The following is a 13573-nucleotide window of genomic DNA, read 5'->3' as shown; positions in this document are numbered from 1 at the left end:
TGCCGGAATCGGGGGAGGGAACGGGCGTATGCGGATTCGGGTCAATGGGCGTGTGGCGGGAGCGCCGCCCCCGGATTCCAGTTCGACTTGAAGGCGGCCCGCGGGAACAGGAAGGTCAGAGCGATCATCAGCGCGATGAAGGATAAAAAATAGGGCGAGAAATGCTCTCTGACCGCCCCGGCCGCCACCGGGCCGAGGAAGGCGCCGATCGACAGCGAAATGGACAAAATCGAGAACGTCCGCCCGTACCGGGACGGACCGCTCAGCTGCAGCAGGAACGAGGTCATCGCCGGGAAGATGACGCCCTTGGCCATGCCGATTACGAACAGCAGCCCGAGCAGGGGAACCGGCCAGTCGGAGGCCAGTCCGTAATAGCAGATCGCCAGCAGCATGACGCCGATGACGGTCCGGAAATACGGCAAGTACCGGTTCAGGAACAGCAATCCGAGCGTTACGAGGGAGCCGAGGCTGATGATCGAAAACAAGATGCCGGTGCTCATGATCGTCGCGGCGTCCGTGCCGCGCAGAGGCAGCTCGAAGGCGAGTATGCCTTGCGCGCACGCCATGCCGATCGGAAGCATGAATACGGCCCAGGGGAATCCTCCGACCGCTGGCGCTGGCGTCTTCTCCTCAGGGGAAGGCTGGCCTGCCGGGGAATCGGACGCGCCGGGCGCTTGCGAGGAACCTCCGGCGGCCGGCTGCGGCACGCTGGCGGGCTCCTTGACGAACCACAGCGACAGAATGCCGGTAACGAGCAGCACCCACCCGAGCAGGGCGAAAGATTGGCTGAAGCCGAGCTTGGCGGCGAGGATCGCTCCCGCCGCGGGGGAGACGACGGAGGCGACCGTGTGCACGAGGCCGTTGCCGGCCATCAGCTTGCCTTGCTGGATATGGTTTTTCGCCAATCTGGCGAGCAGGGACATACAGGCCGGGGACAGGAAGGCAAGCACGAAACCGCTGAGCGAGCGGATATAGAGAAGCTGCCAAGGGTCCGTCACGCGGGCTTGGAAGAGCAGCAGAATGCCCGCGCCGATCAGGCTTAAGGCGATGAACAGCCGGCTTCCTTTGCGATCGACGGCGATTCCGGCGATCAGGTTGCCGGGCAGATGCGTCAACGAATACATGCCCATCACGAGCCCGATGAACGACGGAGCCGCTCCGAGCGAGACGGCGAACGGAGTAAGCATCGGATATTGAGCGTGCAGATCGAAAAACGCCACGAACAAAAATAAATAAAGCCATACGGCGGTTTTCATGTTTCCTGAACCTCCTAGTCAATATGGGGACGAGGCTCCCCTTGTCCGCAACCGCGGCTTATCCTACTTTTACGTTAGACCTCCGGCGGATATGCCCGTCGTTTACTGCGGCCGAACGGTTACGGTATAATAGGAACTATGCGAAATTCGAGAGACGACTTTTTTTCATGGAGGGGAGATCGGATGAATCTGGATACGGACGCTTGGCTGACGTTCCTGCAGGACAATTGGATCGTGATCGTGGTGGCGATCGTGGCGATTCTGATCGTGATCAAGGTGGTCAAAACGGTGCTCAAGTGGGTGCTCGTCGCGGCAATCGTTATCGGCATCGTGACTTACGGCGGTTACTCGATCGCCGACATCAAGGAAGTGGGCACCAAGGTGTCGGAGGAAGCCAAGGATCAAGCGATCAAGCTGATGGCGGGCGAAGCGAGCGCGGCGACCTACACGGCGAACGCGGACGGCTCCTACACGATTACGACGGACAATCTCGAGCTGACCGGGGTGCCGAACTCGGGGGAGGTCTCCGTTAAGCTTCGCGGCATTTCGTTGGGCACGTGGAAAATGGAAGGCGAGGTACGCGACTTTGTCACGAAGGCGCGGGCTTCGGCGAAGTAAGCGGGATGAAGGGCTGGGGGACGGTCGTCGACGCCAATTTCGTCACCTGGGCGCTGCTCTCGATCATCGCTCTTTCCTTGTACCAGGGCATTCGCCGGGGCGCTTCGGGCTCCGTCAGGCGGCTCGCCTCCTTTCTGGGAGAAACTCTGCTGACGGTGCTGGCGGTCGTGCTCGCGGCGATCGCCGCTTCGGAGCTGTCGCCGCGGCTGCAGGAGTGGCTGGCCGAACGGAGCATTGCGCGTCCGAGCCCGGACTCTTCGGCTTTGTCGCAGTTTTTCTACACGGCGGTAACCGGGCTGCGGGATCTGCCCCTGCTGCGGTTCGCCGCGCTGTTTCTGATCGTGCACACGCTCGTTCGTCTAGTGGCCGGATTGGCGGCAAGGGCGCTTCTGCCGGGACCGGCGTCTTCTTCGGCCTTCCCGTCATCATCGGGCGGGGCAGTTAGCCGCGCGGCCGGAGGAGCGCTCGGAGCCGCGCTGGGCGCAGGAAGGGCGCTGCTGATTACGGCGGCTCTGTTCGCTTACTGCGCGCTGCTGCCCCAAGGGCCGTTGACGGATTACATTCAGCAGTCCGGACTTTACCGGGAGGTTGCGGCGCAGATTATCCGCCCGGCCGCGGGAGACGTGCTGGAAGAGCGGCTGCCGGTGTTCGCGAAGGCGATGTCGGGAGAGCTGGACCAGCTGTGGCAGAAGCGGTACGACGTCATCGACGCCGAGCTTCCCGAGGACATCGTGCAGGCGGCTCTGACCGTCACGAAGGATCGGGAAGGCGACAGAGCCAAGGCGCGGGCGCTGTACGACTGGGTCGGAACGCGCATTTCGTACGACGACGATAAGGTTCGGGCTTACGAGGATTTAGGGGAATGGCGGGAGCAAAACCCGGAGACGACGTTCGTCACGCGCAAGGGCGTGTGCATCGACTACTCGCGGCTGTACGCTTCCATGGCGCGCGCGGTCGGCCTGGACGTCCGCGTCGTGACCGGGCTCGGTTACGACGGACGCGGCGGATACGGGGCGCATGCCTGGAACGAAGTTTATTCGACTGAAGAAAAGAGATGGATTCCGCTGGATTCCACTTGGGCAAAGACGGGCAATTGGTTCGATCCTCCCGGATTTGCCGATACGCATATACGGCAAGGAGGAGTGACCGGGTGAGCAGCAACATGACGGAAGAAGCCCAGAAGCGGGAGATCCGCAACAGGAGGCATTTCAGCTTCCGTCTTAACGTGTTTTTCTTCGCTACGTTTTTCGTGTTTTCCGTATTGATCGTCAGATTGGCTTACTTGCAGTTCGTAGAAGGCGACAACTTGAAGGAATTGGAGTACAAGAACGGCTCGAAGACCGTTCCGGTTCCTCCGATCCGGGGCAATATTTACGATTCGACCGGCAAGGAGATCGCGTACTCGGTATCGACGCAATCTTTGTACTATACACTGGATATGAAAATGAAGGACGACGAAGCGATGGCGCTTGCCGCGCGGCTTGTCGAGGTGTTCGACCGGCTGGGCGACAAGAGCGCCAAGCCGCTGACAGCGCAGGACGTCTATGAGGATATGGACCTCAAGGGCCGTGTACATTATGCGCATCAGCCCAGAAGGATCAAGACGGGGTTGACGAAGGAGGAGATCGCCTACTTCTCCGAGCACCGCCAGGAGTTCAGCGGCATCGACATCGTCGAGGAGAGCATTCGCCAGTACAGCGAAGACCGCATCGCCGTACAGCTCGTCGGCTATATGAAGAAGCTGAGCGGAGCGAAAGCCCTCGACAAATACAAGGAGATCGACAAGGAACAGACGAATAAGGCGCTAGGTTACATCAATGAGGAAGAAGTGGGGTTCGACGGTCTGGAGCTGATGTACCAGGACGAGCTTCGGGGCAGCAACGGCATCAAGGAGTATCCGGTGAACAACCAGGGCGAAATTATCGGTCCGATGAAGCTGACGAAGCCGGTCAAGGGCGAAAATCTGTATTTGACGATCAACCGCAAAGTACAGTTGACGACGCAGCAGGCGATTATGGACCATATCAAATTCGTGTATAACGCCAAAGGCAAGCAGTACGAGAGCGCGCATCCGACGACCGGCTACGCCGTCGCGATGGAAGTGGACACGGGCAAAGTGATCTCGATGGCGAGCATGCCGGACTACGATCCGAGCGTATGGCAGGGCGGGATCAGCCAGAAGGATCTGGACGCGATCACGTTTTTCCAATACAACGGCACGATCCGCGAGGTGCAGCCTCCGTACGAGGAATACGAGCAGCGCAAAAATCACCCGTCCTCCCTGGTGTACCTCGGCTCCACGCAGAAGCCTCTGTCCGTGCTGATCGGCTTGAACGAGAAGCTGTTCACGACGAGCACGACGTATACCGACCAAGGCTATTTCGAATTCGGGCGCAAAGGCCACGAGGTGCGCATCTGGAACGCCAGCAATAAGGCCAACGGAAAGATTACGGCGTGGGAAGCTATCGCGAAGTCGTCCAACGCCTTCATGTCGGCGATGATCGGCAATAGGCTTTTCCAATATGATGGCGATTCGGGCTTGATCTTGTGGGATGAATACTTGAAGCAGTTCGGATTGGGCGTCACAACCGGCAGCGGGCTTCAGGGCGAATCCGCAGGCGTCGTCGACTATTTCAAGAGCACGAAGACCGAAGGCCTTCAGTCCGCGTTAATCCGGTCCTCTTGGGGGCAGCAGGCGAAGTATACGGCGCTGCAGCTGGCGCAGTATGCGGCGACGCTGGCGAGTCACGGCAAGCGGATGAAGCCGCAATTCGTGCAGGAAATCCGCGACGTCGACGGCAACGTCACCGTAGGCTACCAGCCGGAAATGCTCAATTCGATCGACATTCCGGAGGAGTATTGGAAGACGATCGAAAAGGGAATGGCCGGGGTTAGCGTTCAAGGCTTCGATGGCGTTCCGTACACGTTTCTGCGGAAAACGGGAACGTCGCAGCAGGACGTCGGCAACCGCCGCAGAGTGGAGAACGCGGTGTTCATCGCCTACGCTCCGGCCGACAAGCCGAAGCTGGCGGTCGCGGTCGTCGTTCCGGACGGCGGCTACGGCGGCTGGGGCGCGGCTCCGATCGCACGCCAGATTTTCGATGCGTACGATGCGGAGATCGGCCTGTACGGCACGCCGCGTCCGCAGCTGTACGGCGGCGTTCAATCGGCTTCGGGGTCGATCGACGGAGAAGTCGGCGATCAAGCCGACGTTGGAGACGATGCTGCGGCGAACGCCGGCCAGTAAAAAATATGCAGTTGTTAAAAAGGGGCTGTCCCATAAGCAGGGGCGTACCAGATTATCGATGAAAAAAGAAGGGCATCTATCTCCTGGAGACTGCCTCATACGGTCCTGAAATTACCTTTTGACGGGTTTACCGTTCCCATTTCAGGATCGTATAGAAGCGGAAGGAGATAGATGCCCATTCCCATTCACCTATCGATAATTGCTCGGTACGTCTCTCTTTGCTTTTGGGACAGCCCTTTTTAGCGGCCTGCCGGACCGCTAATCGCTCGCCAACTTGCCCCCAGTCGCTCCTACTGCTGCTTTTTTTATTTTAAATGTTGCACTCGGTAAACTTAGTTGTATAATATAAACAAAGAGTCCTACAGGAAAGTATTCGTCGTACTAGCAAAACAGTTGTTTGAGGCAAAGAGATAGATACACCGGGAGGAGAGCTGCACGATGAAGAGACGAATGCCATCATCGATTAAACGATTTATTATGACTTTGTTGTTTCTGGTCGTACCGGCCGCCCTTGTCGTTACGGGCTGCGGGCAAGGCTCGGGGGCGTTCAAGGACGACGGCAAGCTGCATGTGACGGCCACGATCGGCATGATCAGCGATGTCGCCAAGGAAATCGGGGGCGATCGCGTCGAGGTGATCGGGCTGATGGGCCCGGGAGTCGATCCGCACTTATATAAGGCATCTCAAGGAGATATTGCCAAGCTGGAGGACGCGAAGGTCATTCTGTACGGCGGATTGCATCTGGAAGGCAAAATGACGGAAATTTTCGAGAAGATGAGCAAGAAAAAGTCGGTCGTACCCGTCACGAAAAACATTCCGGAGTCGTCGCTGCTGACGACGGGAGACGGCACGTTCGATCCGCACGTCTGGTTTGACGTGAAGCTGTGGATGAGCGCGACGGAGACGATCCGCGACACGCTGATCGAGAACGATCCCGCGCACGAAGCCGAATATCGCCAGCGCACGGACGCCTATCTCGCGAAGCTCGAAGAGTTGGATCAATACGCGAGGGAGCAGATCGCGACGATTCCCGAGCAGGGACGGGTAATGGTGACGGCGCACGACGCCTTCGGCTATTTCGGCAATGCGTATGCGATCGAAGTCGTCGGCTTGCAGGGCATCAGCACGGCGGCCGAATACGGCTCCAAGGACGTGACCGCGCTGCGGGATATGCTGGTGGAGCGGGGCATCAAAGCGGTGTTCGTGGAATCCAGCGTGCCGAAGAAGTCGATCGAAGCGGTCATCGAAGGCGCCAAGAAGCTGGGCCACGAGGTCAAAATCGGCGGAGAGCTGTTCTCCGACGCGATGGGCGAGAGCGGAACGGAAGAAGGAACATACATTGGAATGGTCCGGCATAACGTGGATACGATTGTCGGAGCTTTGAAATAGAGAGGGGAGAACAGACGATGGCAGCGAACAAATCAGGCATCGCGCCGCTGACCGTAACGAATATGACGGTGGCGTATCAGAAGAAGCCCGTCGTGCGGAACGTCTCGTTCGAAGTGACGGAGGGCGAATTGATCGGAATCATCGGACCGAACGGTGCGGGCAAATCGACGCTGATCAAAGCGATTCTCGGCTTGCAGCCGTCGCTGAGCGGAGAGACGCTCGTGTACGGCAAGCCCTATAAAACGCAGCGCAAACTCGTCGGCTACGTCCCGCAGAGGGAGTCGGTCGATTGGGACTTCCCGACGAACGCGCTGGATGTTGTCATGATGGGCCGGTACGGACAGCTGGGCTTGTTCAGAAGACCCGGCGCGAAGGAAAAGGCGATCGGCATGGAGTGTCTGGCCAAGGTCGGCATGGCCGATTTCGCGGGAAGGCAGATCAGCCAGTTGTCCGGCGGTCAGCAGCAGCGGGTATTTCTCGCCCGGGCGCTGGCCCAGGACGCTACGCTGTATTTCATGGATGAGCCGTTCGCGGGGGTGGATGCCGCCACGGAGAAAGCGATCATCCAGCTGCTGAACGAGCTGAAGCGGCAGGGCAAGACGGTGTTGGTCGTGCATCATGACCTGGCGACGGTAGAGCAATATTTCGACTCGGTCATGCTGCTGAACGGCGAACTGGTCGCATACGGGCCGACGTCTTCGACCTTCACGGAGGAGATGCTCCAGAAGGCGTACGGAGGAAGATTGACATTTCTCAAAAGCCATGCCAACGCCGAAGACGAGCCCGTCCTGATCGCGGGAAGGGGATGAGGGGCCATGCTTAACCTGATTACCGATCCGAACTTGCAATGGATCTTGCTCGGCAGCATGCTGCTCGGCATCAGCACCGGCGTCGTCGGCACGTTCGCCTACTTGCGCAAGCAGAGCCTGATCGGGGATACGCTGGCGCACGCCGCTCTTCCCGGCATCTGCATCGCCTTCATGCTGACGGAGGTCAAGTCCGTCGGACTGTTCATGATCGGCGCGATCGTCGCCGGCATGATCGCCACAGTGGGCATCAGCTGGATTACGAGATATTCCCGAATCAAGCAGGATGCGGCGATGGGCATCGTGCTGTCCGTGTTTTTCGGTCTTGGCATCGTGCTGCTGACGCAAATCCAGCACAGCTCCTACGGCAACCAGAGCGGGCTTGACAAGTTTCTGTTCGGGCAGGCGGCTTCGATGACGGCCAAGGACGTATACACGATGACGAGCGTCGCGGTCGTGCTGATCGTCGTCTGCGCATTGCTGTTCAAGGAATTCAAGCTGATCAGCTTCGATCCGGGGTATGCCCGCGGACTGGGCTTCTCGGTCGCGACGCTGGAGCAGCTGCTGCTCTGGCTCGTCACAATCGCCGTCGTCGTGGGCATTCAAGCGGTGGGCGTCGTGCTTGTCGCGGCGCTGCTGATCACGCCGGCGGTATCGGCCAGATACTGGACGGACCGGCTTGGCGTCATGACGGTGCTGTCCGGCTTGTTCGGCGCGCTGAGCGGCGCGATCGGCACCTGGGTCAGCGCGGGCACGGCGCAGCTTCCGACCGGGCCGCTCAGCGTGCTGACGGCGACGGCCGTATTCGTCGCTTCGGTGCTGTTCGGACCTCAGCGCGGCGTAATCGCCAAGCTCGTCCGCCGGCGCACCGCCAAGCGGGATTGGGCGGCGGAGAACGCCAAGCAATCGGGAGCCGGAGTCGGCGCATCTGCGAAGGAACGGGGGGTGTCGGCATGAGCGGATTTTGGATTATGCTGACGGGCGCTTTGGTCGCATCCTGCTGCGGCATTCTGGGCTGCTTTCTCATTTTGCGCCGGATGGCGCTCGTGGGCGATGCGATCAGCCACTCCGTGCTTCCGGGCATCGTGATCGCGTTTCTGGTCAGCGGTTCGAGGGATTCCTTCTTCATGCTGTTCGGTGCGGCGATTCTCGGCTTCCTGACCGTCTTTCTCATCCAACTGTTCCAGCAGAGCGGCGTGCAGAACGACGCTTCGATCGGAGTCGTCTTCACTTCGCTGTTCGCGGCGGGCGTGCTGCTGGTCAGCCTCAACGCGCAGCATGTCGATCTGGATCTGGACTGCGTGCTGTACGGGGAGATCGCCTACGTGCAGTGGAACACCCTCGTATTGGGCGGGGTCGATCTGGGACCGAAGGCGGTATGGCTGCTCGGAATTACTTTGTTTATTATCGTGGTCCTCATTACGTTGTTCTACAAGCAATTCAAGCTGTGCGCGTTCGATCCGGCGCTGGCGGCCGCCATCGGCATTCCGGTCGCGCTGTTCCACTACGTGCTGATGGGGCTGGTGTCCATGGCGACGGTCAGCTCGTTCGAGAGCGTCGGCGCGATTCTCGTCGTCGGCCTGCTGATCGTGCCGCCGGCTACCGCTTATTTGCTGACGGACCGGCTGGGCGCGATGATCGGACTGAGCCTCGTCATCGGCGTCATCAGCTCGGTCGGCGGCTATTACGCCGCAGCCGCGCTTGACGCGTCGATCGCGGGCTGTATGGTCTGCGTCGCGGGCGTGATGTTCGTGCTCGCCTTCCTGTTCTCCCCGTCGCACGGCTTCGTCGTGCGCAAGCTGAGACAGCGCGTCTCCGCGGCCCGCGAAGCCTACTGAAGCCTGCGGCTGACAGCCGTTACCAACGTGTCGCGATCAAGAGCTGGAACTGTACTATAAGTAAGGGCGTACGAGATTATCGATGGAAAAAAAGAGTGGTATCTATCTCCTGGACACATGGAAGGAGATAGATGCCCATGAACATCATCCATCGATAATCGTTCTGTACGACTCTGCTTCTTATAGAACAGCCTCAGCTCTTCTTTTTTTTCGATTCAGCGGGCGAACTATGATAAAATGGACGTTATATGGCAGACAGAACGCATCAGGAAGCGGGTTGAAAAATTGGCATACGAAATGAAACAGTATCGTTTGTTGGCTTTGGATTTGGACGGCACGCTGCTGAACGATCGCAGCGAAGTGAGCGAGACGAACGCGGAATGGATTCGGCATGCGGTCGAAGCCGGCGTGCTGGTCTGCGCTTCCACGGGCAGAGGCTTCCAGGGCGCGCTCCCGATCGTCGAGAAGCTGGGGCTGGATTCGCCGATGATTACGGTCAACGGGGGCGAGATTTGGAACAAACCCCACGAGCTGCACAGAAGAACGACGCTCGATGCGGGCAAGGTGATTCGCCTGCACGAGGTGGCCGCGAACCATCCGGACGTCTGGTTTTGGGCGTACTCGACCGAGGGTCTATTCAACAAAGAAATGTGGACCGACGAGCCTGCCGCCAAGGAATGGCTGAAGTTCGGCTACTATACGGAAGACGTTGCGCAGCTTAAGGACATTTTGACGGAAATCAGCGCTTGGGACGGACTGGAGATCACCAATTCTTCGCCGTTCAACATCGAGGTCAACCCGCAGGGCGTGTCTAAAGCGACGGGGCTGATGGAGCTGTGCCGTCTCAAAGGCTTCGAAATGTCCGAAGTCGTATCGGTGGGCGACAGCTTGAACGACATCGCCGCGATTCGCGCTTCGGGGCTCGGAGTGGCGATGGGCAACGCGCAGGACGAGGTGAAGCTGGCAGCCAACGCCGTGACGGGGACGAACCAGGAAGACGGCGTCGCCCAAGTGATTCGACAATACGTTCTGAGGACGTGAACCAGTGGACATTCTAGGCTGGATACTTATCGTAGCTTTGTTCGCGGTCGGCATGGCCGGGGCGATCTATCCGATTCTTCCGGGCGCCCTGGCGATCTATGCGGCGTTTTTCGTCTATGGCTGGTTTTTCTCGTTCGAGCCGTTCGGCTGGTGGTTCTGGATCATCCAGACGCTGATCGTGGTCGTCCTGTTCGTGGCGGATTACATGGTGAACGCGTGGGGGGTCAAGAAGTTCGGAGGCTCCAGAGCGTCGGTCATCGGCAGCACGATCGGCATTCTGATCGGACCTTTCATCATTCCGGCCTTCGGGCTGGTTATCGGCCCGTTCGCGGGAGCCATTCTAGGCGAGCTCATCCACGGCTCCGAGTTCAACCGCGCGCTGAAGGTCGGCTGGGGCTCGCTCGTCGGGCTGTTCACTAGCACGGTCGTGAAGGTGCTGCTGCAAGCCTCGATGATCGTTCTGTTCATCGTTTGGCTCGTTTTTAATTAATTTATAGCGAAGAGGTTCCCGTTCCCTTGAAAAAAGACACCTTACTCAAAAGCACGCTCATTCTGGCCGCAGCCGCTCTCGTCGCGCGCGCGCTCGGCATTTTCCAACGGGTGCCGCTCGATTATCTGATGGATGATCTCGGCAACATCTATTACAACAACGCGAACTCCATCTATTTGCTGCTGTTGATCGTGGCGACCGCGGGCATTCCGAGCGCCGTCAGCAAAATGGTATCCGGACGCTACGCCGTCGGACGAGTTCAGGAAGCGCAGCAAGTGTACCGAGCCGCCATGCTGTTCGGGGCGATCGCCGGCGTCGTCATCACGATCGGTCTGTGGCTGATCGCTCCGTTGATCGCGTCATCGATTCTGAAGGAGCCGGAGGCTGCGACCGCCATTCGCGCCATAGCGCCGTCGCTGCTCTTGTTCCCGATGATCGCGATGATGCGGGGGTATTTCCAGGGCCGGCAATTCGTGACCGCGGGTGGCATCTCGCAGATCGTCGAGCAGATTTTGCGCGTCGTGGCCGCCGTCGTGATCGCTTACGCATTCTATTCGATCAACCCGGCCAACGAGGAGGGCATCGCGGCTGGAGGCGCTTTCGGCAGCGTATTCGGCAGCATTGGCGCTTTCGCCGTGATGCTGTATTACTCCCGCAAGCTGAAGAAGAGCGACCGCTTGGAGCCCCGGCTGCAGCCCGATTCGTCACGCCCGCTGCGTCTGCGCTCCATCTACAAGGAGCTGTTCAACCTATCCATTCCGGTCGTGATGACCGGCATTACGGTGCAGCTTCTGTACACGCTGGACAACTTCATGATCAAGTCGCTGACGGTCGGCCATTTCGAGCAGGAGACGATCAATCACTGGGCGGCCGTGTACGGGATGAACGCGCAATCGATCGCAGGCATTCCGATCATTCTGGCGGTGGCGCTCAGCCAGTCGATCATTCCGCATATTTCGTCCGCCCATGCTTTGCGGGACGCCGACAAGGTCGGCCAGCAGGCGTCGTTGGCGGTGCGCATCGCGCTGTTCAGCGGAATGCCCGTCGTGCTTATGCTCGGCGTCGGCGCGTACAGCGTGAACGGCTTGCTGTTCGAGAAGCCGATCGGCAGCCAGGTCGTCGCGATGCTGACGCTCGGCACCATTTTCCAGATCGGCATGATGGTCACGAACTCGATTCTGCTTGGCATCTCGGAGCCGAAGAAGGCGACGATGCACGCGCTCACCGGCGTTGTGCTCAAAGTCGTGCTCAGCTTCGCGCTCGCACCGATCTGGGGGGTGTACGGCATTATCGCGGCAACGACGGTGTGCTTTGTTTGGGCGCTCGCCTTTAACGTGCTCAGCCTGAGGAAGCGTTCGCGCTTCAAGTTCCTGGGCAAACGCTGGCTTCCGTTCCTGCTGGCGGTTCTGATCGCGGGGGCCGCGATCGGCTTCGCGGAATGGGCCGTTCTGGCAATCTGCGGCGGGCTGCCGGAGAAAGTGGCATTCTTCTTGGCATGCGTGGTCATGGGCGGCTTGCTTGCCGTGCTGTATCCGGCTCTGCTCGTCTACCTGGGCGTCGTGACGGCAGAGGAGATCTCCACCTACCCCAAGCCGGTGCGGCGGCTTCTGGCCCCGTTCATGAAGCTGCGGGCGAGAAGAACGGCCGTCTGAAGCTTGTATTGTCCGAGCAGATGCTCGTGCGTCAGATCGACGATGCGAGGCGGGCGGACCGTCTGGATGTAGTCCAGCGCTTCGCGGTCGCGATACCAGTCTTGCTCCCGCGTCTCGGACAGCGGCCTGTCGGGCCACGCTTCCGCAAGGCTCGGGCTTAACCACGGCGAATTCCCGGCGGCTTGCTCCGCCTCGGCGAATTCGCCGTTTTTGCCGTTCGCGCGCGTCGCGAAGCGGTGAGGCCAATAATCGGCCCTCGAACCGGTATGCGGAACATGCCGGGCGAAGGAGACGGCCGCCCTCAGCACGCGCGGGTAGCCGAACAACACGCCGTACAAGTCGATGCCGAATTCGATTCGTTCGCGTAGATCGGCGAAGCTCTCCAGCACTCTGCCTGCCAGCCGCAGCGGTCGGGCTTCTCTCGAAGCTTCGCCGCGCCACAGAGGAAAGACGGTCTGATTCGTCTGAAGCAGAGGCAGGCTTCGGAACACCGCGGAATCCAGAACCGTACGTTTGTAGTAAGGCTCGTCCAGGACGCGGAGCTGGATGTTGTTCTGTTCGTTGACGATAAGCGCTTCGGTAAGCGGAACCGAATTGCCGTCTGTCAGAAACCGGTCCCAGAACGGCGGCATAAATTCGGACACCCCGAACTCGGACAGCAGACCGAACAGATTGCGTCCGCTGCGTCTGCTCTCGGCGTACAGCCGCAATTGCGGATAGGCGTCCTTGAAGATCAGGCCGTTGCAAGTCTCCAGCATTCGGAAAATCGCTTCGGCCAGCCGGGAGTCCAGCAAGCGGGGAAGCCATTCGCCCTTCAAATCGGTCATGTTCCAGCCCCCGTTGCGCGACACCATATGGGCGAGGAACGCCCAGTGCAGCTCGGGGAACGTGCGGTACATCTCCAAGTAGGCCGCCGTACGGGTCACGTTGTTGCGATTGAGCGCGGCCGTCTCGCGGCGGATGAGCTCGACCAATTGTTTATCCTCCATCGCGTAAGAAGACGCTGCGGGGAGGTTCGGGGAAGGCTGCGGGCGGGGCTCGCAGACGAGCGGCTGCCGCTCGCGAACGAGGCGGCGGGAATGCCAGAGGCCGCTTGCTTTGCCCGCCATTGCGGCGAGAAGTTGTCGGATCGTGCCGATGGTGATAGAAAGCACACTCCTTTCGGCGACGACGATGAAATGGGCAGGATTCCCAAGTCTGTTCGTCGAAGTAAGATGAGGCTGGTTAGCTTGTTCT

12 protein-coding genes are annotated in these 13573 nt (G+C 59.6%); 10 read left to right on the top strand and 2 right to left on the bottom strand.

All coding sequences use genetic code 11. The features are described 5' to 3' along the window. Positions 1-41: 41 nt before the first annotated feature. Positions 42-1256 carry an MFS transporter gene (locus B0G52_RS30160; RefSeq protein WP_094050142.1) on the bottom strand — a complete coding sequence of 405 codons (1215 nt, stop codon included), beginning with the start codon at positions 1254-1256 and terminating at the stop codon, positions 42-44. A gap of 183 nt (positions 1257-1439) precedes the next feature. On the opposite strand from B0G52_RS30160, the gene B0G52_RS30155 reads away from it, so the two are divergent. From B0G52_RS30155 to B0G52_RS30110, 10 genes are all read left to right on the top strand, one after another. Next, entirely contained in the window at positions 1440-1874 is a 435-nt protein-coding gene (locus B0G52_RS30155) for a hypothetical protein (RefSeq protein ID WP_094050141.1), read from the top strand. Between the two features lie 5 nt (positions 1875-1879). Further along, positions 1880-3028, top strand: coding sequence for a transglutaminase domain-containing protein (locus B0G52_RS30150; RefSeq protein ID WP_094050140.1), 1149 nt, complete (start codon positions 1880-1882; stop codon positions 3026-3028). After that, positions 3025-5121, top strand: a complete 2097-nt coding sequence (locus B0G52_RS30145; RefSeq protein ID WP_369827165.1) for a peptidoglycan D,D-transpeptidase FtsI family protein — start codon at positions 3025-3027, stop codon at positions 5119-5121. The genes B0G52_RS30150 and B0G52_RS30145 overlap by 4 nt, the downstream gene beginning before the upstream one ends. Before the next feature lie 438 nt (positions 5122-5559). Then, positions 5560-6510, top strand: a complete 951-nt coding sequence (locus B0G52_RS30140) for a metal ABC transporter solute-binding protein, Zn/Mn family (protein ID WP_094050139.1) — start codon at positions 5560-5562, stop codon at positions 6508-6510. A gap of 17 nt (positions 6511-6527) precedes the next feature. Further along, positions 6528-7319: a metal ABC transporter ATP-binding protein gene (locus B0G52_RS30135; protein ID WP_094050138.1), complete on the top strand. Its 792-nt coding sequence runs from the start codon at positions 6528-6530 to the stop codon at positions 7317-7319. Positions 7320-7325: 6 nt separating this feature from the next. Then, positions 7326-8273: a metal ABC transporter permease gene (locus tag B0G52_RS30130; protein WP_094050137.1), complete on the top strand. Its 948-nt coding sequence runs from the start codon at positions 7326-7328 to the stop codon at positions 8271-8273. After that, a complete protein-coding gene (locus B0G52_RS30125) occupies positions 8270-9154 on the top strand; it encodes a metal ABC transporter permease (RefSeq protein WP_094050136.1) in 885 nt (294 codons plus the stop codon). Before B0G52_RS30130 ends, B0G52_RS30125 begins: the two co-directional genes overlap by 4 nt. 297 nt (positions 9155-9451) lie before the next feature. After that, entirely contained in the window at positions 9452-10195 is a 744-nt protein-coding gene (locus B0G52_RS30120) for a Cof-type HAD-IIB family hydrolase (protein ID WP_094050215.1), read from the top strand. 4 nt (positions 10196-10199) lie between these two features. Beyond that, entirely contained in the window at positions 10200-10685 is a 486-nt protein-coding gene (locus B0G52_RS30115) for a DUF456 domain-containing protein (protein ID WP_094050135.1), read from the top strand. Between the two features lie 26 nt (positions 10686-10711). Continuing rightward, the gene (locus tag B0G52_RS30110) at positions 10712-12337 is read left to right on the top strand and encodes a putative polysaccharide biosynthesis protein (RefSeq protein WP_233163204.1); all 1626 of its coding nucleotides are present in this window, start codon (positions 10712-10714) and stop codon (positions 12335-12337) included. Here the strand turns inward: B0G52_RS30110 and B0G52_RS30105 are convergent. After that, positions 12268-13491 (bottom strand): DUF2515 family protein, encoded by a 1224-nt coding sequence (locus B0G52_RS30105; protein ID WP_158223949.1) that lies wholly within the window; start codon positions 13489-13491, stop codon positions 12268-12270. The genes B0G52_RS30110 and B0G52_RS30105 overlap by 70 nt on opposite strands. Between the last annotated feature and the right edge of the window lie 82 nt (positions 13492-13573).

Origin of the sequence: Cohnella sp. SGD-V74, from assembly GCF_003001675.1 — a bacterium.
Taxonomy (GTDB): Bacteria; Bacillota; Bacilli; order Paenibacillales; family Paenibacillaceae; genus Cohnella.
The sequence above is the reverse complement of the archived record's forward strand: the minus strand, read 5'-3'. Positions and strand labels throughout refer to the sequence as shown.

Bases quoted from the DNA above. Each gene is read 5' to 3' on its own strand.
- B0G52_RS30160 (WP_094050142.1), bottom strand. From the start codon at position 1,256: ATGAAAACCGCCGTATGGCTTTATTTATTTTTGTTCGTGGCGTTTTTC.
- B0G52_RS30155 (WP_094050141.1), top strand. From the start codon at position 1,440: ATGAATCTGGATACGGACGCTTGGCTGACGTTCCTGCAGGACAATTGG.
- B0G52_RS30150 (WP_094050140.1), top strand. From the start codon at position 1,880: ATGAAGGGCTGGGGGACGGTCGTCGACGCCAATTTCGTCACCTGGGCG.
- B0G52_RS30140 (WP_094050139.1), top strand. From the start codon at position 5,560: ATGAAGAGACGAATGCCATCATCGATTAAACGATTTATTATGACTTTG.
- B0G52_RS30135 (WP_094050138.1), top strand. From the start codon at position 6,528: ATGGCAGCGAACAAATCAGGCATCGCGCCGCTGACCGTAACGAATATG.
- B0G52_RS30130 (WP_094050137.1), top strand. From the start codon at position 7,326: ATGCTTAACCTGATTACCGATCCGAACTTGCAATGGATCTTGCTCGGC.
- B0G52_RS30125 (WP_094050136.1), top strand. From the start codon at position 8,270: ATGAGCGGATTTTGGATTATGCTGACGGGCGCTTTGGTCGCATCCTGC.
- B0G52_RS30120 (WP_094050215.1), top strand. From the start codon at position 9,452: ATGAAACAGTATCGTTTGTTGGCTTTGGATTTGGACGGCACGCTGCTG.